We start from the raw sequence: 21,044 nt of genomic DNA on the forward strand, positions 1-21,044 counted from the left end.
GCTTTCGGGCAGCCACCCCAAACTCACGCGCGTTGCGTCGCGGCCTTCAACGCAGCCTTCGCGGAGTCGGAAGCCCCGATCTTGTCCAAACCGAACAGCGCAGCACCGACCACCGGGTTCACCTCCACCACGCGCACCTGCGCCCGCGGCGCCACCTTCAAGCAGCGGCGTTCGATGTCCGCGATCACGGACGCGCCGACGCCAGTCAGCACCCCGCCGCCGAGGATGACCTCCGGGGCCGACGTCGTGAGGCCCAGGCGGCGCATGATCGCGGCCACCAGCAGGCTCACTTCCTCGGCGAACCGCGTCACCACGTCCTGCGCGACCTCGTCGCCAGCCGCGGCCACCTCGAACAGCAGCGGGCAGAGGCCGTGGATCGAGGCGGCGTCGATCTCCTCGAAGTGCAATCCCTGCACCACATCCAGCAGCGTCGAAGCACCGTAGTACTCCGCGACCGCCGATTCCAGCGCAGTCCGCGGACCACGACCGTCCTCGGCGCGGACGGCCCACCACAGGGCTTCCTCACCTAGCCGGTAGCCGCCGCCCCAGTCGCCAGAAACCTTGCCCAGCGCGGGAAAACGGTAGGATCGGCCGTCCGGGGCGAAGCCAGCGCCGTTGATCCCGGCACCGCATACCACCGCTACCCCGGTGCCGTCGGAGCTTCCCGCCCTCAGCAGCGCGAGCACGTCGTTTCCGACGTCCAAAGTGGAACTCCACCCGCGCGCCGACAGAGCCTTGTGCAGTGCCGCTTCTTCCCGGGGGAAGTCGAGGCCCGCCAGATACGCCGAGGTGTGCACGGCGAACGGCGGTTCAGCGGGCAAGCCGCCGGAGCGGAGGGCTTCCTGGACAAATTCCTCAAGCGCGGCAACGCATCCGTCGACTCCGACCCGCTGGGGAGAAACGCCGGGGCCGCGGGAAGCGCCGAGCACGACGCCGTCCCGCGAAACCACCAGCACCTCGGTCTTGCTGTTCCCCCCGTCGATCGCGACGACGGTGTCGCTCATGCCCGCGCCCAGGGCAGGAAATCCCGGTTGCGTGCGACGAGTTCGTCCGCGAGCTGGTCCGCCTTGGCGTACTGGCCGACCAGCGGATGCGCGAGCAGCGCGTCCGCGACCCGGTCCCGGCCGCCCTTGATCGCGGCGTCCAGAGCCAGGTACTCGTACGCCGTGACCCCGGCGATCAGCCCGGCGAACCGCAGGTCCACCGGAGACTGCTGGATCGGCGTCGCGCCCGCGGAATCCACAGTGGACGAAACCTCGATCACCGCGTCGTCCGGGAGGAAATCGAACGTGCCGTTGTTGCGGACGTTCACCACGTGCTCCTCGGCGGCGTCGCCCGAAGTGAGCGCGTGCACGAGCTGCACCGCTGCCTCCGAGTAGTAGGCACCGCCGCGCTTCTCCAGCGATTCCGGCTTCGTGACCTGCTCCGGGTCGAGGTAGATCTTCAGCAGTTCTTCCTCGACGTCGCTGACCACCTCGGCGCGCGGACGTTCGGTCTGCTGCTTCGCGACCTGCGCGTCGTGCGAGTAGTAGTACTTGAGGTAGTACGACGGCACCGCCTGCATCCGCTGCATCCACTCGACCGGAACGCTGACCTCCTCGCGGAGGTATTCCGCGTGCTGGGCCAGGAGTTCCGGCAGCCGGTCGACGCCGTCGACCAGGACGCCGCGTTCCCAGCTCAGGTGGTTCAGTCCAGTGTGGACCAGCTTGACATCGCCGGTCGAAGCGCCGAGCAGCTTCGCGAACTTGCGCTGCAGGTTGATCGCGACGTTGCACAGGCCGACCGCGCGGTGCCCTTCCTGCAACAGCGCGCGGGTGACGATGCCGACCGGGTTGGTGAAGTTGACGATCCAGGTGTCGTCACCGGCGACCTTGCGCACCCGCTCGGCGATGTCGAGCACCACCGGCACCGTGCGCAGCGCCTTCGCCAGGCCGCCCGCACCGGTCGTCTCCTGGCCGACACAACCGCACATGTGCGGGAACGTCTCGTCCGACGCGCGTGCCTTCTGACCGCCGACGCGCAGCTGGATAAGAACCGCCGACGCGCCGTCGACGCCTTCCTCCAGGTTCGCCGTCGTGCGCACGCGGGCCGAATGTCCCGCGTGGTTCAGCAGCCGCTGGCTGAAATCGCCGACCGCCTCGACCCGGTAGGCGTCCGGGTCGATCAGCACGATCTCGTCGACGTCGAGCGAGGCCCGCCGTCCGGCGATGCCGTCGATCAGCTCCGGCGTGTAGGTGGACCCACCGCCGACCACTGCCAGTTTCATCCCTTGACTCCCGTGAACGTGATGCCCTTGACGAACGACTTCTGCGCGAACACGAACAGCACGATCACCGGCAGCATGATCAGCGCGGTGGCGGCCATCGTGAGGTTCCATTCGACGTGGTGCATGCCTCGGAAGGACGCGATCGCCAGTGAAAGCGGCCAGTTGTCTTTGTTCTCGCCCGTGTAGAGCAGCGGGCCGAAATAGTCGTTCCAGGTGAACAGGAAGCAGAACATCGCGGTGGCCGCGATCCCCGGCTTCGCCATCGGGATCAGCACCCGCGTGAGCACCCGGAACTCGTTGCAGCCGTCGATCTTCGCCGCTTCCAGGTAGTCCTTCGGAATGGTGAGGAAGAACTGCCGCAGCAGGAAGATCGAGAAGGCGTCGAAGAAGAAGTACGGCACGATGAGCGGCACCAGCGTGCCGGTGAACCCGAGCCGCACCCACAGGTCGTACAGCGGGACGACGGTGACCTGCGGCGGCAGCATCATCGCGACCACGACGAGCATGAAGCACAGGTTCTGCCCGCGCCACCGCAGTTTCGCGAGCCCGTACGCCGCCGGGATCGCCGACACCAGCGCCCCGATCGTCGCCAGCGCCGAATACAGGAAGCTGTTGCCGAAGTACTCCAGCAACGGAGCCTTCCGGAACACCTCGACGAAGTTCTCGAAATGCCATTCGGTGGGCCACAGGCTCGACGTCATCGCCTGGTCGCTCTTCATCACCGAGGTGAGGAAGACGAACAGCAACGGCAGCATGAAGATCACGCCGAGCGCGATGCCGACCGCGTGCGTGGCCACAAAGGACAGTTTCTTGTCCCAGCGCCGCTTGAACTTCTCCCGCGGATGCACCGGAGGAGCCGGACGCGGCGGTGCCGAAAGCGTCGTCATGCTCCGTCCTCCTGATGTTGCGTCTTACGCATCTGCCGCACGAGAATCCAGGTGAAGCCCGCGGAAACCAGGAACAGCAGCACGGCCATCGCCGCCGCGTAACCCATGTTGAAGTACCGGAAACCCTGCACGTACAGCCAGATCGGATACGTCAGCGTCGAGTTTTCCGGCGCACCGATCAATTTCGAGTTGCCCGCGACATCCGCCGTACCCGCTGACGCGGAAGCCGCGACGATCGCCTGGGTGAAGAACTGCAGTGCGTAGATCATCGAGTTGACCACGCCGAACAGCAGCACCGGCGAGATCGACGGCAGCGTCACGTGCCAGAACCGGCGCACCGGGCCGGCCCCGTCGAGTTCCGCGGCCTCGTACTGCTCCTGCGGGACGTCCAGCAACGCGGCCAGGATGATGATCATCAGCTCGCCCGAACCCCACAGCGCGAGCAGGGTCAGCGCGGGCTTCGACATTTCCGGGCTGTTGAACCACAATCCGCCGTCGATGCCCACGAACCGCAGGAACCGGTTCACCGGACCGAATTCCGGGTTGAACACGAAGACGAACGCGAGCGTCGCGGCCGCCGGCGGGGCGAGCGCGGGCAGGTAGCAGAGCGTGCGGACGATGCCGACGCCCGACTTCAGCCGCGAAATCACCGACGCGACGCCGAGCGAGAACAGCACCCGGCAGACGGTCAGGATGATCACCAGCCACAACGTGTTGTACGCGGCGGTTTTCACCAGCGGCTCGCTGGTGAACATGCGCACGTAGTTGTCGAACCCGATCCACTGCGGAGGGTTGATCAGGTCGTAGCGGGTGAACGAGTAGAACAGCGTCGCGCCGAGCGGGTAGGCGAAGAAGATGAGGAACCCGATGGTCGCCGGCGCCATGAACCAGAACACCGTGCGCCTGCGCTTGGCCCGGGGAGACCCCCGCCGCGCCTGGTTCGGCGCGGAGGGGGTTCCGGTTTCCGCTGCGGTCAGCGTGGTCATCCGCCGGCGCCCTTCTGCGCCAGTTCGTCGTTGATCTGCGCGTCGACCTTCTTGAGGCCCGCGTCCAGATCAGGCACCGACCCGGCCTGCCACTTCTCGGCGAAGTCGTTGACCGCCTTGAGGAACGCGTCGCCGATCGGCGTCGTCGGGTTGGCGACCAGCTTGCCGCTGTTGTAGATGTCGGTGAAGGTCTTGAACTGCGGCGGCATCTTCAGGTTCGGCGAGTTCAGCGAATCCTTCGTGCTGGGCACGTTGTTCAGGCCGTTGGCCATCTCGACGAGGGTGTCGGTGTCGAGCGAGGCCTGCTTGATCAGCTCCCACGCCGCGCCGGGGTTCTTCGCGCCCTTCGGGATCGCGATGATCGTGCCGGTGCCGAACCCGCCGCCGTACTGGCCGGCCAGGCTGTCGAGCACCGGCGCGGGCGCGGTGCCGTAGTCGAGCGAGGGCACCTGGTCCTTGATGAACGCGGTGCGGAATTCGCCGTCGTAGATCATCGAAAGCTTGCCGGTCTGGAAACCGTTGTCCTTCGAGTATTCGTCACCGAGGCCGGCCTTGAACTTCTCGACCTTCTCGTGCCCGCCGTAGAAGTCGATGAGCTTCTTCTGGAACTGGAACATCTCCTTCCAGCCGGGGCTGGAAGCGAGCGACGATTTCCCGTCCGGGCCCATGAACTTGGCCCCGAAGTTCGGCGCCCAGTACTGCGCCTGGTTGGCGTAGAACGGCATCGACGGCAGGAAGCCCGCGGTCTTGATCGAACCGTCCGGGTTGAACTCGGTGAGCTTCTTGACGTCCTCGAACAGTTCGGTGGTGTTCTTCGGCGGGCCGGCGATGCCCTTGGCCGCGAACTGCGTCTTGTTGTAGAAGAATCCGTACACGTCGGCGAGCATCGGCATCGCGCACCGCTTGCCCTGGTACGACGTGTAGTCGCGGACCGCCTGCGGGATCTGCTCGAGGTCGATCTTGTCGCGCTCGAGGTAGGGCTTCAGGTCCTGGAAGCTGCCGGTCGAGCACCACGCGCCGAGGTTGTCGGTGTAGAACGAGATCGCCACGTCCGGCGGGTTGCCGCCGCGGATCGACTGGGTGAGCTTGTCGTCGTCCTGGTTCCCCTCGTGCTTGATGGTGATGTTGGGGAACTTCGCCTTGAGCTTGTCCAGCGCCTTCGTGACCACGCCGTACTCGCGGTCGGTGAACTTGCTGTAGACGGTGATGGTGAGCTTGTCGTCCTTGTTCGGCGGGGCCGCGGCGTCACCGCCGCCTGCGGGCGCGGCGGCGCCGCACGCGGCGGTCGCCAGCAGCGTGCTCGCCGCGAGAGCGCTGAGCACCAGGGATCCGCGCTTGCGCGCGAGACCCCGGATGCGGGTGGGAGCGGACATGAACCCTCCTGTCCATCGGGTGGGTCTACTCGGTCGGGGACGGGGCTTGCTCTCCGGCGGACCGACGCGGCCCGAGGAGCGTGGGGGTGACGACGCCGAAGACGTCCTCACGGGCGGTGGCGAGCGCGGATTGCAGCGCACCGGCGCGCACCGCGTTGCCCTGCACCGAAGCGACGCCGACCGGCGTGCGCGGCAGGACAAGTTCGTGCAGTTTTTCCGCGACGATCCCGGCGAACTCGTCGCCGCCGGCGCGGCTGGTCTCGCCGCACAGCAGGATGAGCTGCGGGTCGGCGACCGCGACGAGGCTGGCGACCCCGCTGGCGACGCGCCGCGCGAGATCGTCCAGGAACCCTTGGTGAGCAACGCGTCGCGCCTGGGTGACGGCGTCCCATCCGCTGTCCGCGGAGATGCCGTGCGCCTTGGCGAGCCGGACGATCGCGGACGAGTCGACCAGGTTGCCGTATCGGGCTCCGGCCGAGGGCCAGCTGTCGCCAGTGTCCACAGTGGCCGGATCGGGAACGCGCATCCAGTCGATCTCGCCGCCGCCACCAGTCGCGCCGCGCAGCAGCCGCCGTCCGATGACGACCGCACCGCCGACGCCCTCGGACAGCCACACCAGCACGAAGTCGTCGACGTCCTGCGCGTTGCCGACGGTCATTTCCTCAACGGCGACAAGGTTTACGTCGTTTTCGATCTTGACCGTCACGCCGAGTTCGTCGCTCAGCCGCTTCGGCACGTTGAATCCGAGCCAGCCCGGGATGTGCGGGGCCGAGGACAGCAATCCGGTGCGCGGGTCGAACGCGCCCTGCGCGCCGATGACCACATTGGCCAGATCGTCGAGCTGCATGCCCGCGGCCTTGGTGACCCGGCGCAGCGCCTGCCCGAACGAGCCGACGACGTCGGCGTCCTCGGCCACCGGAAGCTGCACGCGGTACTCGGCGAGCACTGCCCCGGCGACGTCGGCGACCACGAAGTCCGCGACCCGCGGGGTGAGGTCGACGGCCGCGACGTGCGCGAGGGCCCCGTTGACCGCCCACAGCTGGGCGCGCGGCCCGCGTCCGCCGCCGGCGCGCTCCCCGGCTTTGCCGACGAGATTGTCCTGCTCAAGCCGGGTGAGCAGCTGCGCGGTGGCGGGTTTGGACAACCCGATGGCGGCCTCCAGCTCGGCCCGCGTGAGCGGCCCGTTCCGCAGCAACGCCTCGATCGCCGCGCGGTCGTTCATCTCGCGCAACGTTCGCGGACTGCCGGCTCGCACCTGGCTGCTCCTTTATTAGGAAACTTTACAGACGGTTTTCCGGGACTGTAGTGAGCGCGGCCACACGGCGTCAATGGGCTCGGGAAACAGCGCGGTAACGGCTTGATACCGCGGGATGTCCGCGCTGGGCGCAGGGTGACCAGGCGAACGCGCAGGGTTGGCCGAGGCGGACCGCGGGCAGGGCGTGGTCCGGGGCGGGGAGGCCGCAACGCAACTGGGCCTCGTGAGTGGCTAGACCGGTTAGAACCGGCGTCGCCGCTCACGAGGCCCAGAGGCTCGCATCGCGGGAGAGTTACTCCTCGGCTTCCGCCCACGCTTTCAACATCACGCGGGCGATCGACGAGTTCCCCGGCAGCAGCAGATTCGACGCGCCACCGGCGATCGGCGTCGGCACTCCGGTTCCGGCGTTGCGGAACGCGGCCCGGACGTCCTCACGGGACACCCACAGCGCTTCCTCGATCTCGCCCTCGGCCGGGACCAGCGGCGCGTTGCGGTCCGCGCGCGCGGTGAAGCCCAGCATGATCGAGCGCGGGAACGGCCACGGCTGGCTGCCGAGATACCGCACGTCCCCGACCTCGATCCCGGCCTCCTCGCGGATTTCGCGGACGACGCAGCCCTCCAGGGACTCCCCCGCCTCCACGAATCCGGCGAGCACCGAGTACCGGTCCGGCGGCCAGATCGGCTGGCGCGCGAGCAGCACGTGCGAACCGTTGACGCCGTCGAGGTCGTGCACCAGGCAGATCACCGCCGGGTCGGTGCGCGGGTATTCCTCGTGTCCCTTGGCTTCGCAGCGGCTGGCCCAGCCGAACTGGATCAGCTGCGTCGGCGAGCCGTCGCGGGTGCAGAAGCGCGACTGCCGCCGCCAGTGGCGCAGCGCCTGCGCGGTGGTGAACAGCCCGGCCGACGTGTCGTCCAGCTGCTCGCCGTAGCCGCGCAGTTCGACCCACAGCTCGCCGTTGGCGCGCGGGACCTCTTCGATCACGCCCCAGCTGCCCGCCAGCCGGACGCTGTCGACGTCGCCCTCGACGGAGCCGGGCAGCGACCAGTAGTCGACGTCCTCCCACTCGCCGAGGAACACCGCGTCGGCGGGCGGTTCGGTGCCGAAGTCCATCGCCTTGCGGGTGGCCAGCGATGAGCCGCCCTCGAGGACCGGCGTGCGGCCGGTGTCGTCGAGCAGCACCACGCGGGCTTCCGACCATTTCGCGGCGAGCCGCTCCGGGTTGGTGCGCAAGGTTTCCTGCCGGTCCACTGTGGAACGCGACAGGGTCGGCAGTGCCCCTAGTTCGAACGGAACGCTCATCAGTCCTTCTCGCTGGTGGAAACTCCGAGCGCGGCCAGCTTCGGCGCGAGCAGGTCCGCGTCGCCGACCACGACTCCGGTGAACCGCCCCGGCGCGAAGAACTCCGCCGCGGCTTCGGCGACCTGCTCCGCGGTGACCGCCGCGAGCCGCTCCGGGTGGCTCTGCAGCCATTCGATGCCGAGGCCGTTCGACGCCAGCGCCATCAGCTGCCCGGCGAGCCCGCCCTGCGACGACGTGCCGGTGACGAGCGAGCCCATCGCGTACTGCCGCACCGATTCGACCTCTTCGGCCGTCGGCGGCACGGTGCCGAGCCGGAACAGCTCGTAGCGGGTTTCCAGGTACGCCGCCGCGGTGACCTCGTTGGCGGTGTCCGCGTCCACATTGACCACTGCCGTGTCGCCGGTGAACTCGAAGCCCGAGTGCGCGCCGTAGGTGTATCCCTTGTCCTCGCGGATGTTTTCCACCAGCCGCGAGGAGAAGTACCCGCCGAACGCCAGGTTCGCCAGCTGCAGCGCCGGGTACCGCGGGTCGACGCGCGGCACCGTCTGCGCGGACAGCCGGATCTGCGACTGCACCGCGCCGGCGCGCGGAACCAGCAGGACGTTGCCGCCGGTCAGCGCGGGCAGCGGTGGCAGCACCACGGCCGAACGGTCCGACTTCCAGCCGCCGAGCGCGCGCTCCAGTTCGGCCGGAACCTCTTGCGGGTCAAGGTCTCCGACCAGCACGAGCACCGCACCGCGCGGCAGCACCGAAGCGTTGTGCAGCGCACGCACCTGCTCGGGGGTCACCTCGGCGACGTCCTCGGCCTGCGGGACCTCGCGGGTCGCCGGGTGGTCGCCGTACCGGTGCTTCTGCAGTGCTTCGCGCGCGATGGTGCGCGGCTGCGTCCGCGACACCGCGATGCGCTCGATCAGCCGCTCCCGCTCGCGCGCGACCTCCGCGTCGCCGTACGTGGCTCCGGTGAGCACGTCGCCGAGCACGTCCAGCAGCGTCGGCAGGCCGTCGGACAGCGCGGTGCCGCCGAAGTACAGCCGCTCCGGGTCCACGCCCGCGTTGAGGTCGCCGCCGATCAGCGCGACCTCGGCGTCGATCTCCACCCGGTCGCGCCGCGCGGTGCCGGTGAGCACGGTTTCCGCGAGCACCTCGGCGGTGGCCGCGTGCATCCGGTCCTCGCCCGCGAACGGGATCCACAGCCGCAGTTCGACCATCGGGACGCTCGCCTTGCGCACCGCGAGCACGCGCAGCCCGTTGGACAGCGTGGTGTCCACATGGGACAGATCCGCGGCGGCGCGCTGGTGCCCCAGCGCGGGCAGCGGACGCGGTCCGGCGGCGGTGCGGCCGATCTCCTCGGCGCTGCGGTGTGCGGCTTTGACCTGTTCAGCCGAGGTCACTGTTCCGTCCCTTCGGTGCTTGCGGGCTTCACGACGAGCACGGCGCGCGCGTCCGGGCGCAGCGCCTTCGCCGCCGCCGACACAGCCTCGCCGGAGACCGCGGACAGGCGGTCGGCGAGCTGGTAGACCAGCGACGCGTCGCCGTAGAGCAGTTCGAACGCGCCGAGCGCCAGGGTGCGCGACACGAGCCGGTCGTGCTCCGCGTGCAGGCTCGCCGCCCAGCGCGCGGTGACCTTCTTCAGTTCCTGGTCGTCCGGCGGCGTGGACGCGAGCTTCTCCAGCTCCTCGTCCAGCGCGGCCAGCACGCGCTCGCGCGGCACGTCCGGCGGGTGGATCGCGGTGATGGTGAACGTGTCCGGATCGCGCGCCTCGAACGGGCCGAAGAGCCCGGCGCCCGCGCCGACGTCGACCACCAGCGGTTCGACGTGCACCAGCCGCTGCTGCAGCCGCGAGCCGTCACCGTCGGTGAGCACGCCCGCCAGCACCAGGTACGCGAGGTAGCCGTCGAGGTCGTTGATCGGGTCCGGCATCCGGTAGCCGACGGCCAGCGCGGGCAGCGGCGCGTGCGGGTCGGTGTGCTCGCCGTTCAGCTGCGTGGTGGGCAGCGGCTCGGAGAACGACGGACGGACCGGGGCCGGCCGGTGCGGGACGTCGCCGAAGTGCTTCTGGACCAGCGCCTTCGCCTCTTCCACCTCGAAGTCGCCCGCGACGGTCAGCACCGCGTTGGCCGGCGAGTAGAAGGTGTCGAAGAAGGCGGCGCAGTCGTCCAGCGTCGCGCCCTCGAGGTCTTCGAAGGCGCCGTAGCCGTCGTGCGCGTTGGCGAAGGTGGAGTACAGCACCGGCGGCAGCAGGATCCACGGGAATCCGCCGTACGGCCGGTTGCGCACGTTCAGCCGGATTTCCTCCTTGACGACCTCGATCTGGTTCGCCAGGTTCTCCGCGGTCAGCTTCGGCGCGCGCATCCGGTCGGCCTCGAGGAACAGCGCGCGTTCCAGCGCCGCGGCGGGCAGCACCTCGTAGTAGTCGGTGTAGTCCGGGTGCGTGGAACCGTTGAAGGTGCCGCCGCTGGACTGCACGTGCCGGAAGTGCGCCAGTTTCTCCAGGCTTTCGCTGCCCTGGAACATCAGGTGCTCGAAGAGGTGCGCGAAACCGGTCAACCCCTCCGGCTCGGAGCGGAAGCCCACGTCGTAGTGCACGCTGACCCCGACCACCGGCGCGGTCGGGTCAGGAGCGAGCACCACGCGCAGACCGTTGTCGATCGTGAAACGGAAGAGCTCGGGATCGGCCATGCCTCCACCCTACGCAGGCGCGGGCGTCTTCGGCTCGTCCGGTCGGAGGTCCCTCGCGCCCTCGAACGCGACGGTCAGCGCGGTCACGAATCCGCTGGTCCGCGCCAACGGCACGGCGTCCTCGCCGGAGCTGCCGTACCAGTACGCCGACAGCGAACAAGCGTTAACTAGCCAAGCGTCTGCTTCCCCCAGCGCGTACGCGTACGGGAGCGCACGAGAGCCGAGCAGTTCGTCGTCCGGCGCTTCCATCGTGCGCAGCTGTGCGTTAAGGCCGAGAAGGCGGTCTCGGAGGTCCAGTCCGGCCTTCGTCCGCTCCGGCAGGAGACGCGCGGCTGCCGTCACCACGATGCCGGTGGCGAGAAGCACCAACCCGAGTTGTGCGTAACCGACGGTGAAGGCCAGCAGGACGGTGAGGAAGACGCCGTACCCACATAGCCGCGGGCCGATCTTCGACAGTCGCTTCGGGGAGCGCCAGCCGCGACGGACCGTGTCGGCGGCTAGTTCGCGTACGCCTGCTTCGCGGACTTCGGCGAGCGTCGCGGCTTCGCCGGGCACGGTGGCTGTGTACACCGCGCGCTCGAAGGCGGTGAGGTGTTCGTCGGGTGGGTTGCGGCGTACGAGGACCCAGTTGCGCGGGCCTTCTTCGCTGACCCATAGGTAGTTACGGACGCATAGGTCCAGCACTGTCGCGGCTAGGTCGACAGAGCTGACGCGTCCGGCGAGAAGCAGTCCTACGTGTCCGGGGAGCACGCCGTCCGGCGAAGAGAAGCGGCCGTTGTCGAGGAGCTGTACAGGGGTGGCGCGGCCGGGCTGTTGGTCGCGTCGGCGGCGTACGTACACCGCGACGGCACCGGCGATCGACAGGACGGCGAAGGCCAGCCAGGCCCACCACACTGACGCGGTCGCGGCGAAGGGGCCGCTGGGGATGAGCTTCTCGGTTGCGGCGACGGTGCCGCCGGGGAGTTCGGCGGTCAGCTGCACGCGGGAGCCGGGCTCTAGTTTCGGCACCGAGACGCGGGTCAGGCCGGAGTGGTCGATCTGCGCGGCACCACAGCGGGTCGTCGAACCGGGCGGACCGGCGAGGCAGCTGAGCGCGTCCGGGATGGCGGGCGCGGCGAAGGTCGCGCGGACCAGTTCGAGCCGGGTGTCCCAGCCGCCCGCGACGTCCCAGGTCACGTGCTCGACGCCGAGGCTCGTGCCGACCGCACCGTCCACTGTGTACCGGAGCACGGACGTTCCGCCACGCAGATAGAAGATCACTTGGTCGTTGCCGGATTCGGCGTTGCCCGCGCCTTCGATGCTGATGTCGCGGATGCCGAGCACGCGATCGTTGGCGCGCAACGGAATGGTGCGGGTCATCGAGGTGTCGCGCGGCACCGAGACTGCCTCGGTGACGGAGAGGCTGCCGTCGCGCTGGACCTTCAGGGCCACTTCGACGCTCTGCGGCAAGCCGGGCAGCGACGGCTGATCTTGCGCCGCAGCGGGTGTCGCGGAGAGGAACGGGATCAACAGCAGCGCGGCGAGTTTCATTGCGCGGACACCGCCGAGCGTCGTTCGGCCATGGCTTGGATCGCGTTGATCTCTGCCGCCAACGGTGATTCGCCTCGTCCGGCCGGAGTCCCCAACGCGCGGCCACGGCGGGTTTGCACCAGCGGAGCGGCGGCGAAGGTGGCGATTCCAGCGATCAGGAGCGCGACGCCGATCAGCGCCTCGCCGACGGTGAGGGCGAGGACGACGGTCGTCACGATGCCCGCAGCGGCAAGGATGAGCGCGGCCCAGCGGACGAGCGGTTGCCTCGCGGACAACCAGCCTTGGCGATGCGCTTCGGCGTCGAGAAGGGCGCGCAGCTCATCCTGATCCGGCCGCGCGGCAGCGAGCGGACCCGGCGGGAAGGCCGTCTTGACCGCTTGCTCGAACGGCGTGAGCGGATCGGCTTCGCCATGGCTGACCTGTCCGTCGGCGATGTGCAGATGACCGCGAGCGACGAGGTCGAGGACCGTGCCGGTGAGGTCGAGTTCGCCGCGCGGCCTGGTGCGGCGACGCAGCACACTGGCACCGACGAGCAGGTAGAGCACTAACGCGAGACCACTGAGGACGGTCGGAAGTCCTGGCGCGAAAACAGCCAGCGGTCCAGTCGGGACAAAGCGGGCGTTGTCCGGCAACGGTCCGGTTTGGACTGCCAGATCGATCCGTTCCCCTTGGCGCAGAACGTTCTGTTCAGCATGCGCTCCCCCGCTTCGGAGTTCGGAGAACGTGCATTGCCGAGACGACCCCGGCTGACCGGCGTAACAGTCCGCAGTGGACACTTCCGGCCCATTGAAGGCGGCCGTGACCCGATCGACCGTCCGATCCCAGCCCCCGGTGAGCTGAAAGCGGACCTGTCCAGCGGCGACCGCACCGTCCACTGTGTACTTCACGGTCGCCGGCCCGGTGACCGTGACCGTCGTTCCGTCGGCGGCAGCGGCACCGGAGACCTGCAGATCGGTGATCGAATAAAGCCGGTCCTCGTCGTCGGTGACCGGTACGCGTTCGGCGATGCGGTGGACGGCTGGGGCGTCGGTGACGATGCGCTCGATGACCGTGAGCTGACCGTCCTGCGCGGTGGTGACGGTGACGTCGTCGGCGAGCATGTCCTCAGCTCGGCGGGGTGAAGGGGTTGTCGGATTTCGGCGGTGCCGGAGGCTGGACCGGCGGAGGAGCGGCGGCGGGCGGGCCGTAGTGCATCGGCGCGAGCCGGGCGTGGTCGCGGTTGCGGCGTTCGGCCAGCACCGCGGTGAGGAAGACCCACGGCGGCATCCCGTACGGCATCGGCACCCCGATCGCCGCGGAAACCTGCTGCGCCAGGCCGAAACCGAGCGACGCGGCCGCTTCCGGGCGCAGTTCGTGGTAGCGGCCGAGGTACTGACGGGCGGCCATGGCGAGGTCGTCGGTGAGGCCGCTGAGATCGAAGTGCGCGGCCCACGCCTCCAGGCCGGGCGGCACCGCGAGAATCGCCTGCGCGGATTGCGGCACGCGTTCGCGGATCACCAGGGTGCCCGCGAGGTAGTCGCCGACGCGCCGGCCGTTCGACGACGTCAGCGACACGATGACGGCCACCGCGCCGAGGAAGCCGAGCGCCCAGAAGTCGACGAAGAAGCCGGCGAGCGCGCGGGTCAGCGCGTGCCGGAAGCTGATCGGGCCGCCGTCGAGGCGCACCACGCGCAGGCCGAGCGCGAGTTTGCCGAGCGAACGGCCGCGGCTGAGCGTTTCGAACAGCACCGGATAGCCGATCACCACCAGCACGAACACGGTCAGCATCAGCGCGACGGTGAGCGCCGAGTCGAACGACCCCGCGGTCAGCATCAGCGCGACGAGCACGAGCAGCAGCAACGCGGCCTGGACGAGGACGTCGAGCAGCATCGCGACCGCGCGGCTGGCGAGCTTCGCCACCCGCAGGTCGAGGACGACGGCCTCACCGGTGACGAGATCGGACTCTTCCTGCACGAGGCCAGCGTAGAGCGCCTGCCTCTATCCTGGCGGGAGAGGAGGTGGCCGGTGGACGTCGACGTGTTCGTCGCGGCGCACAGCGCGGAGTGGAGCAGGCTCGGCGAACTGGCCGGACGGCGCAGGCTGACTGGTCAAGAGGCCGACGAGCTGGTCACGCTCTATCAGCGGGCGGCGACGCATCTGTCGATGATCCGCTCGACCGCACCCGACCCGGCCCTGCTGGCGAGGCTGTCGGCACTGGTCGCGCGCGGCCGTTCAGCGGTCGCCGGTTCGCACAGCCCGGCGTGGCGCGAGGTCGGGCTCTTCTTCACCCACCGCTTCCCGGCGGCGGTGTACCTGAGCCGCCGCTGGTGGATCCCGGCGGCGCTGCTGTCGGTCGCGGTGATGGCGGTGCTGGGCGTGTGGATCGCGGGCGACCCGCAGGTGCGCGCGTCGCTGGTCTCGCCGGACGAGGTGAAGGCGATGACCGCGCCCGGCGGCCAATACGAGACGTACTACTCGAACGGCCCAGCGGCGTCGTTCGCGGCGAAAGTGTGGACGAACAACGCGTGGGTCGCGGCGACGTGCCTGTTCCTGGGCGTCGCGCTCGGCCTGCCGGTGATCGCCGCGCTGTGGATGAACTCGCTCAACGCCGGGGTCGCGATCGGCCTGATGTCCTCAGCTGGCCGCGGCGATGTCCTGCTGGGCCTGCTCCTGCCGCACGGCCTGCTGGAACTGACGGCGGTGTTCATCGCGGCCGGGACCGGACTGAAACTCGGCTGGACAGTGGTGGATCCGGGCCGCCGGTCGCGCAGCGCGGCGCTGGCCGAACAGGGCCGTTCGGTGGTGGTGATGGCGCTGGGACTGGCGTGCGTGCTGCTGGTGTCGGGTGTGATCGAGGCGTTCGTGACGCCGTCGGGCTGGCCGACGTGGCTGCGCATTGGCATTGGGGCGGTGGTGGAGCTGCTGTTCCTGACGTACGTGTTCACGCTGGGACGCCGAGCCGCGCTGGGCGGCGAAACCGGGGACGTGGACCGGCGGGCTGCCGGGGACGCGCTTCCCGAAGCTGGGTAGAAGTCCGTGAAGGGCTCCTTGAGGGACCTAGATTCCCTCAAGGAGCCCTTCACGGACCTACAACCGGCCTGCGGCTTTCAGGGCCAAGTAGCGGTCGGCGAGCGCAGGCGGAAGTTCCTCCGGCACCGCGTCCACCACCCCGACCCCGTGCCGGGTCAGCCATGCCACCGAGGACTCCCGGTCCGCCAACGCCCGCTCAGCCGCGGCCGCGTCGTAAACCGCCTCCGCGGAACCCCGCGAAGCCGCCATTTCCGCGACCCGCGGGTCCGCCACCGAAGCCACCAGCACCTCGTGCCGTGCGGTCAACGACCCCAGCACCGGGAACAGCCCCTCCTGCAACGGTGCCGGTTCCAACCCAGTCAGCAGCACCACCAAGGCCCGCCGACGGGTCCGGCGCAGCACTTCCGCCACCATGCCCCGCGCGTCCGTCTCGACCAGTGACGGTTCAATCGTCGCCAACGCGTTCACCAAAGACGGCGTCGACGCGTTCGGCACCGAAGCCTGCACCCGCCGGTCGTAAGCCACCAGATCGACCCGGTCCCCCGCGCGCGAAGCCAGCGCGGCTAGCAAAAGCGCCGCATCCATCGCCGCGTCCAAGCGGGGCGCGTCGCCGACCCGGCCCGCCGAAACGCGGCCAGTGTCCAGCACCAGAACGACCTGCCGGTCGCGTTCCGGACGCCACGTCCGCACCATCACATCCGACGCGCGTGCCGTCGCACGCCAGTCGATCGACCGGACGTCGTCGCCGATGACGTATTCGCGCAGCGAGTCGAATTCCGTTCCCTGGCCCCGAATCAGCACCGCGTTGCGACCGTCCAGCTGCTGCAGCCGAGCCAGCCGCGAAGGCAAATGCTTACGGCTGTGAAACGGCGGCAACACGCGGACCGTCCACGGCACCTCGTGCGAACCCTGCCGCGCGGCCAGCCCCAGCGGGCCTACCGCACGCACGGTCACCCGGGCCGCAATACGGTCGCCGCGGCGGGTCGGCAGCAGCGGGGTAACGAGAGCACGCCGTTCACCGGAAGGAACCGCGAGCGGGTGCCGGTCGTCGGCACCGGCGCTCGGCGGCCAGGCATCCCGCAGCGAACCACGAACGGTGCGTCCGCCGGGATTCGTGACGGTCAGCGTGACCTCCGCGGGCTCCCCCAGCCGGACGGAAGTGGTACCGCTGCGCGAAAACCGCAGCGCTCGCACACTCCCGGCGAGGACGAGGTCCACGACGACCAGCACCAGCAGCACCGCGACCACGACCGCGACGCCGGTGCCGGACGGGAACAGCAGCCCGACCACCAGCGCCCCCAGGAGCGCCAGCAGCCCGAGCCGCCCGGTGACGGCCATTTAGCGCGGCACCGGCACAGAGGCCAGCACCCGGTCGAGGACGCCGTCCGCGGTCACGCCTTCGAGTTCGGCTTCGGGCCGCACGTCGAGCCGGTGCCGGAGCGCGGGACGGGCGAGCGCCTTGACGTCGTCCGGCGTCGCGTAATCCCGGCCGGACAGCCACGCCCACGCACGCGTCACGGCGAGCAAAGCCGTTGCGCCACGCGGAGAAACGCCGATGCGCACGGCCGGAAGTTCCCGCGTCGCACGGCAGAGGTCGACGACGTAGCCAATCACTTCCGGGCCGACGGTCACCTTCGCGACCGCTTCCCGAGCGGCAGCGAGATCCGCCGCGCCGGCGACCGGACGGACGCCCGCGGCGGCGAGGTCACGCGGGTCGAAACCCTGTGCGTGCCGCCAAAGAATGCCGATTTCGTCCTCGCGCGACGGAGCCGGCATGGTCAGCTTCAGCAGGAACCGGTCCAGCTGCGCCTCGGGCAACGGGTAGGTGCCCTCGTACTCCACCGGGTTCTGCGTCGCGACCACGACGAACGGATCCGGCAGCGGACGCGAGGTGCCGTCGATCGACACCTGCCGTTCCTCCATCGCCTCCAGCAGCGACGACTGCGTCTTCGGCGGCGTCCGGTTGATTTCGTCGGCCAGCAGCAGATTCGTGAAGACCGGGCCCTCACGGAACGAGAACTCGCCGCTGTGCGCGTCGTACACAATGGACCCGGTGACGTCGCCCGGCATCAGGTCCGGCGTGAACTGCACGCGTGTCGTCTTCAGGTCCAGCGACGCCGCCAACGCCCGCACCAGCAACGTTTTCGCGACGCCGGGAACGCCTTCCAGCAGCACATGCCCCCGGCAGAGCAACGCGAGGATGAGCCCGGTGACGGCCGCGTCGTTGCCGACCACGGCCTTCCCGACCTCGGTGCGCAACGCGATCAGGGCCGCCCGCGCGTCCTGCATCTGTTCGGTACTCAAGAACGCTCCACCTCTCGTTCCACCGCGTCCAATTCGTCCGCCAGCCGCACCAGCGCCGCCTCGTCGGACGGCGACGGGCCGTACAGCACCGCCCCGACCTCGTTCGGCGCCCGGCCGGTCCGCGCGCTCACCGTCTCCACCACCGCGGGCGGACCGGCATCGCGCGGCAATCCCAGTCTCTTTCGCAGCCGCGTCCGGGCCGCCTCGCGCAAGGTTTCCGCCGCGTGCCCGGTCGCGCCGCCCCGCCGGTACAGCCGGGCCCGGCCCTCCGCCGTTTCCGCCGACCGCACGACCACCGGCAGCGGTTCCCGCACCACCGGCCCGAGCCGTCGCGCGCGCCACAGTGCGAACAGGACGATCGCGATCCCTACGGTCAGCGCGCCGTATCGCCAGCCCGGCGGGATCAGGTCGACGAACGGCTTCTTATCGCTGTCCAGCGCGGGGTCCTCTGTGGACGGTACGTACCAGATCAGCTGCCGGTGATCGCCCAGCAGCCGCATGCCGAACGCCGCGTTGCCTTCCTTGGCGATCTGGTCGTTGGTGAACGCTTCCGCCGAGCCGAGCACGGTCACGGTGCCAGTCCGGTCGGCCAGTTGCACGAAAGTCGGTTCACCGCCGTCGCGATAGCAGGCGCGCGCAGTCTTGTCGTCCGTGCGGTAATGGCGTCCGCCGAGCGTGACCGAACCCGCGCTCACCGCCGCGCCGACCGTGCAATCCGGTTGCAGCGTACGGATGTCTCCCGCCCCCGCCGAGGAAACAGTCGGCGCAGCCATGTCCAGCGCGGTCGAGCCGGGCGCGACGAGCACGAGGTGCGCGACCCGGCGGCGCAGATCGGCCAACCCGTTCGCGGGCACCAACTGCGGGTTGGTGATCAGCAGGGTTCCGCCGTCGGCGGCCTCGCGCGCTTCGGCAAGCGAATGCGCGGCGCGGATCTGAACGCCTTGCTGCTCCAGCAAATGCGCGAGCGCGTGACTTCCGCGCGGTTCGTAGGAACCGGGGTCGAACTCGCCGCTGGTCTGTTTGCCACGACTGAGCACAATGGCCAGTGCGATGATCACGATCAGCAGGAGCAGCGCGAGCGGAACCCAGGCACCGCGCCAGATTCGGCGCAGGTCCGGCGAAACAGCCGTGCTCATGCGTCCGCCAGAACCGGTCGGGCACGCCGGACGCGATCGTCCAATTCGGACAATGTGCGGTAGCCGGATTCGGTGCCCGGCCGTCCGCCGTAGTGCACGTCGTCGAATTGCCGCGCGGCGGCGATGAGATCAACGGCCAGGTCCGGCAGGAACCTCCCGGCTTCGGCTACGGCCTCGTCGGCGGTCCGGCCGGAACGGACGTCCAGCAGCGCGCGTTCTTCCATTCCCCGCACCAGCGCGCGGAACCGATCCCGCACCGCGTCGGAGAAATCGCCGCGAGCAGCGGCCTCCTCGGCGGCTTTCCGGTACTCGTCCGCCGTTCGCCGCCGCCCGCTGAACACCTCGCCGGAGGTTTTCGCCGCCCGGCCGACCTTGCCGACCCGCAGCCGCACGACCACGATCAGCACGATCAGCAGCGCCACCACCAGCAGCAGGCCGAGCGGGCCGCCGGGCACTCCGGACAACGCGTCGAACAGCTCGGAAATCCGCTGTCCGAGCCATTGCCAGAACCGTTCGAGCACCCCCGGCCGCGCGGCCGCGTAACCGGGATCGGTGAGTTCCTGGATCGCCCGCAGCCGGGCGGGGTCCCGGTCGATGTCGACCGGGACGTCGGCGAGGAAGCCGATCACCACGCCTGCCGCGGCGGTTGCGGCGGCTGAATGCCCGCCGCCCTGGCCAGTTCGATGTCCATGCCCTCGCGGCGCATCCGCTGGTCGATGTAGAGCACCACGGTGACCAGCGCGGTGAACGGCATGACGATCGTCTCCGCGATCACCTTGCCCACCGACTGCAGCACCAGGCCGCCGGTCGTCACCGTCGGCAGGGTCGCCTGCGGGTCGAAGATGCCGCTGAACGCGCCCGAGCCGAGGCTGAACGGAATGCCGATGATCGCCGAGATCAGCCAGCTGATCACGGCCGCCAGCAGCAGCACCCCGAACACCCGCCAGAACATCCCGGCCACGAGCTGCCGCGACCGCGTGAACGCCTGCCCGATGGTGCCGCGTTCCAGCACCAGCGCCGGACCGGCGAGCGACCAGAACACGTACGGCAGCACGGCCGGGATCAGGCAGAACACCGCCGCGACCATCGTGGCCAACGTGTACAGGACGGTGACCGCCAGCAGCGGCAGCAGACGCGGCGCGGCTTCGCGCATCGCCGAGCCGAAGTCGACCGGACGGCCGAGCACCGCCTTGCCCATCACCACGGTGAGGAAGCCGGTGAGGAAAGTCTGCGTCAGCATGGAGATCACCAGCACGGGCAGCAGCGAGGTGAGCGCCGAGCCGAGCAAGCTGTAGGCCGCGTCGAGCTGCTGTTGCTGAGTCGCGGCTGGGCCGAGCTGGGCGACCCGGTTGAAATCGGGAACCAGCCACAGCGACGCGACGAGGTTCAGCCCCGCCGAGATCACGGCGACGACCGCGGACACCCCGAGGATCAGCAGCGGATACCGGCGGATCGCGGTGATCGCGCCGTCGAGGATGTCGCCGACGTTCAACGGACGCAACGCGATCACGCCCGGTTTGCCCAGCCCGTTCGGCCCCCAGCCCGCACCGGGACGGCCGTAGCCGCCGCCCGGGTACTGCGGAAGCGGTTGCTGGCCCGGGGATTGCCACTGTGCGCCGCCTGCCGGAGGCGGAGTCCCGCCGGGCGGCGGGAACGCACCGGGCTGCGACGGGGTCGCGCCGGGGGACGAAGCCGATCCGGCCGAGGTCTCGCTGCCCGGCTCCGGGGTCGCGCCGGAGCTTTCGCCGCTCGGCTGCGAAGTCACGCTTTCGCCACTCGGCTGAGATGTCGCGCCAGCAGAGCTTCCACCGCTCGACTGCGGCGTCGCGCCACCCGGGCTCACCCAGCCCGGCTGCGACGGCGCCGGATTCTCACCGACCGAAGGCGAACTCCCGCGGACCGAGCCACTCGAGCCACTCGACTGCGGCGTCGCACCAGCGGGATTTTCGCTGCCAGCCGAAGAATCCGCGCCGGTCTGGTTCGTCCCGGCAGCCGGATTCGTCCCGGTCGAAGCGGCGTTTTCGCTGGCGGACGACGAAATTCCGGCGCTCGTGCCGGACGGCGCGGACGAGGTGTCCGTTTCGCCGGTCTCCGGCGGGGTGGCGGCGGACGCGTCCGGATCGGGAGCGGCGAAGCCCCGGCTCGGCGTAGGCGTGTCGTCCCCCGGCCCGGGCGCACCGGGTGAATTTGTCATCGGAGCCCCTCGTCTGCACGGCCCTTGCGGTTGCTGCCGTCACTCTTCCAGAGCCGTCCGCACCCGGCCAGACCTGGGGGGACGTCCGGACGGGAAGCCAGTCCGGCGAAGTGCTGCGGCGGGC

At 69.7% G+C, this 21,044-nt stretch carries 18 protein-coding genes; 1 reads left to right on the forward strand and 17 read right to left on the reverse strand.

Going from position 1 to position 21,044, the window contains the following annotated elements:
* Positions 1-23 precede the first annotated feature (23 nt).
* The 12 genes from DMP23_RS28245 to DMP23_RS28300 all read right to left on the reverse strand — a co-directional run bounded on the left by DMP23_RS28245 (position 24) and on the right by DMP23_RS28300 (position 14,230).
* The gene (locus DMP23_RS28245; RefSeq protein ID WP_337823051.1) at positions 24-1,004 is read right to left on the reverse strand and encodes an N-acetylglucosamine kinase; all 981 of its coding nucleotides are present in this window, start codon (positions 1,002-1,004) and stop codon (positions 24-26) included.
* On the reverse strand, positions 1,001-2,266 hold the full coding sequence (locus DMP23_RS28250; RefSeq protein WP_337823052.1) for a 6-phospho-beta-glucosidase: 1,266 nt from the start codon (positions 2,264-2,266) through the stop codon (positions 1,001-1,003). Before DMP23_RS28250 ends, DMP23_RS28245 begins: the two co-directional genes overlap by 4 nt.
* Positions 2,263-3,153 carry a carbohydrate ABC transporter permease gene (locus tag DMP23_RS28255; protein WP_037815788.1) on the reverse strand — a complete coding sequence of 297 codons (891 nt, stop codon included), beginning with the start codon at positions 3,151-3,153 and terminating at the stop codon, positions 2,263-2,265. Before DMP23_RS28255 ends, DMP23_RS28250 begins: the two co-directional genes overlap by 4 nt.
* Positions 3,150-4,139: a carbohydrate ABC transporter permease gene (locus DMP23_RS28260; protein ID WP_037815791.1), complete on the reverse strand. Its 990-nt coding sequence runs from the start codon at positions 4,137-4,139 to the stop codon at positions 3,150-3,152. Before DMP23_RS28260 ends, DMP23_RS28255 begins: the two co-directional genes overlap by 4 nt.
* Positions 4,136-5,512, reverse strand: coding sequence for an extracellular solute-binding protein (locus tag DMP23_RS28265; RefSeq protein ID WP_037815792.1), 1,377 nt, complete (start codon positions 5,510-5,512; stop codon positions 4,136-4,138). Before DMP23_RS28265 ends, DMP23_RS28260 begins: the two co-directional genes overlap by 4 nt.
* A gap of 25 nt (positions 5,513-5,537) precedes the next feature.
* Entirely contained in the window at positions 5,538-6,734 is a 1,197-nt protein-coding gene (locus DMP23_RS28270; protein ID WP_037816374.1) for an ROK family transcriptional regulator, read from the reverse strand.
* 325 nt (positions 6,735-7,059) lie between these two features.
* Positions 7,060-8,067 carry an NAD(+) diphosphatase gene (gene nudC, locus DMP23_RS28275; protein WP_337823053.1) on the reverse strand — a complete coding sequence of 336 codons (1,008 nt, stop codon included), beginning with the start codon at positions 8,065-8,067 and terminating at the stop codon, positions 7,060-7,062.
* On the reverse strand, positions 8,067-9,458 hold the full coding sequence (locus DMP23_RS28280; RefSeq protein ID WP_043834951.1) for a M16 family metallopeptidase: 1,392 nt from the start codon (positions 9,456-9,458) through the stop codon (positions 8,067-8,069). Before DMP23_RS28280 ends, nudC begins: the two co-directional genes overlap by 1 nt.
* On the reverse strand, positions 9,455-10,747 hold the full coding sequence (locus tag DMP23_RS28285; RefSeq protein WP_037815800.1) for a M16 family metallopeptidase: 1,293 nt from the start codon (positions 10,745-10,747) through the stop codon (positions 9,455-9,457). Before DMP23_RS28285 ends, DMP23_RS28280 begins: the two co-directional genes overlap by 4 nt.
* Positions 10,748-10,756: 9 nt before the next feature.
* Positions 10,757-12,277, reverse strand: coding sequence for a DUF2207 family protein (locus DMP23_RS28290; protein WP_337823054.1), 1,521 nt, complete (start codon positions 12,275-12,277; stop codon positions 10,757-10,759).
* Positions 12,274-13,377, reverse strand: coding sequence for a hypothetical protein (locus tag DMP23_RS28295; protein WP_337823055.1), 1,104 nt, complete (start codon positions 13,375-13,377; stop codon positions 12,274-12,276). The genes DMP23_RS28290 and DMP23_RS28295 overlap by 4 nt, the downstream gene beginning before the upstream one ends.
* 4 nt (positions 13,378-13,381) lie before the next feature.
* On the reverse strand, positions 13,382-14,230 hold the full coding sequence (locus DMP23_RS28300; RefSeq protein WP_337823056.1) for an RDD family protein: 849 nt from the start codon (positions 14,228-14,230) through the stop codon (positions 13,382-13,384).
* A 51-nt stretch (positions 14,231-14,281) separates the two neighbouring features.
* Here DMP23_RS28300 and DMP23_RS28305 point away from each other — a divergent pair, with 51 nt between their 5' ends.
* Positions 14,282-15,286, forward strand: a complete 1,005-nt coding sequence (locus tag DMP23_RS28305; RefSeq protein WP_037815808.1) for a stage II sporulation protein M — start codon at positions 14,282-14,284, stop codon at positions 15,284-15,286.
* 57 nt (positions 15,287-15,343) lie between these two features.
* Here the strand turns inward: DMP23_RS28305 and DMP23_RS28310 are convergent, their stop codons facing one another.
* The 5 genes from DMP23_RS28310 to DMP23_RS28330 are packed head-to-tail and all read right to left on the reverse strand — an operon-like array spanning position 15,344 to position 20,491.
* Positions 15,344-16,624, reverse strand: a complete 1,281-nt coding sequence (locus tag DMP23_RS28310) for a DUF58 domain-containing protein (protein WP_037815810.1) — start codon at positions 16,622-16,624, stop codon at positions 15,344-15,346.
* Complete coding sequence (locus DMP23_RS28315; RefSeq protein WP_106961395.1) at positions 16,625-17,575, reverse strand: AAA family ATPase; 951 nt, start codon at positions 17,573-17,575, stop codon at positions 16,625-16,627. It abuts the gene before it with no gap.
* A gap of 11 nt (positions 17,576-17,586) precedes the next feature.
* Complete coding sequence (locus tag DMP23_RS28320) at positions 17,587-18,726, reverse strand: DUF4350 domain-containing protein (protein ID WP_337823057.1); 1,140 nt, start codon at positions 18,724-18,726, stop codon at positions 17,587-17,589.
* On the reverse strand, positions 18,723-19,358 hold the full coding sequence (locus tag DMP23_RS28325) for a DUF4129 domain-containing protein (protein WP_275294102.1): 636 nt from the start codon (positions 19,356-19,358) through the stop codon (positions 18,723-18,725). The genes DMP23_RS28320 and DMP23_RS28325 overlap by 4 nt, the downstream gene beginning before the upstream one ends.
* Positions 19,352-20,491 (reverse strand): hypothetical protein, encoded by a 1,140-nt coding sequence (locus DMP23_RS28330; protein ID WP_337823058.1) that lies wholly within the window; start codon positions 20,489-20,491, stop codon positions 19,352-19,354. The genes DMP23_RS28325 and DMP23_RS28330 overlap by 7 nt, the downstream gene beginning before the upstream one ends.
* Positions 20,492-21,044: the final 553 nt, after the last annotated feature.

Origin of the sequence: Amycolatopsis sp. A1MSW2902 (assembly GCF_017312175.1) — a bacterium.
Lineage (GTDB): Bacteria > Actinomycetota > Actinomycetes > Mycobacteriales > Pseudonocardiaceae > Amycolatopsis > Amycolatopsis nivea.

What these genes read in the sequence shown, in the direction of transcription:
- DMP23_RS28290 (WP_337823054.1), bottom strand. Translation starts at nt 12,277, where the DNA reads ATGAAACTCGCCGCGCTGCTGTTGATCCCGTTCCTCTCCGCGACACCC.
- DMP23_RS28295 (WP_337823055.1), bottom strand. Translation starts at nt 13,377, where the DNA reads ATGCTCGCCGACGACGTCACCGTCACCACCGCGCAGGACGGTCAGCTC.
- DMP23_RS28270 (WP_037816374.1), bottom strand. Translation starts at nt 6,734, where the DNA reads ATGAACGACCGCGCGGCGATCGAGGCGTTGCTGCGGAACGGGCCGCTC.
- DMP23_RS28245 (WP_337823051.1), bottom strand. Translation starts at nt 1,004, where the DNA reads ATGAGCGACACCGTCGTCGCGATCGACGGGGGGAACAGCAAGACCGAG.
- DMP23_RS28285 (WP_037815800.1), bottom strand. Translation starts at nt 10,747, where the DNA reads ATGGCCGATCCCGAGCTCTTCCGTTTCACGATCGACAACGGTCTGCGC.
- DMP23_RS28265 (WP_037815792.1), bottom strand. Translation starts at nt 5,512, where the DNA reads ATGTCCGCTCCCACCCGCATCCGGGGTCTCGCGCGCAAGCGCGGATCC.
- nudC (WP_337823053.1), bottom strand. Translation starts at nt 8,067, where the DNA reads ATGAGCGTTCCGTTCGAACTAGGGGCACTGCCGACCCTGTCGCGTTCC.
- DMP23_RS28315 (WP_106961395.1), bottom strand. Translation starts at nt 17,575, where the DNA reads ATGCAGGACGCGCGGGCGGCCCTGATCGCGTTGCGCACCGAGGTCGGG.
- DMP23_RS28250 (WP_337823052.1), bottom strand. Translation starts at nt 2,266, where the DNA reads ATGAAACTGGCAGTGGTCGGCGGTGGGTCCACCTACACGCCGGAGCTG.
- DMP23_RS28260 (WP_037815791.1), bottom strand. Translation starts at nt 4,139, where the DNA reads ATGACCACGCTGACCGCAGCGGAAACCGGAACCCCCTCCGCGCCGAAC.
- DMP23_RS28310 (WP_037815810.1), bottom strand. Translation starts at nt 16,624, where the DNA reads ATGGCCGTCACCGGGCGGCTCGGGCTGCTGGCGCTCCTGGGGGCGCTG.
- DMP23_RS28255 (WP_037815788.1), bottom strand. Translation starts at nt 3,153, where the DNA reads ATGACGACGCTTTCGGCACCGCCGCGTCCGGCTCCTCCGGTGCATCCG.
- DMP23_RS28320 (WP_337823057.1), bottom strand. Translation starts at nt 18,726, where the DNA reads ATGAGCACGGCTGTTTCGCCGGACCTGCGCCGAATCTGGCGCGGTGCC.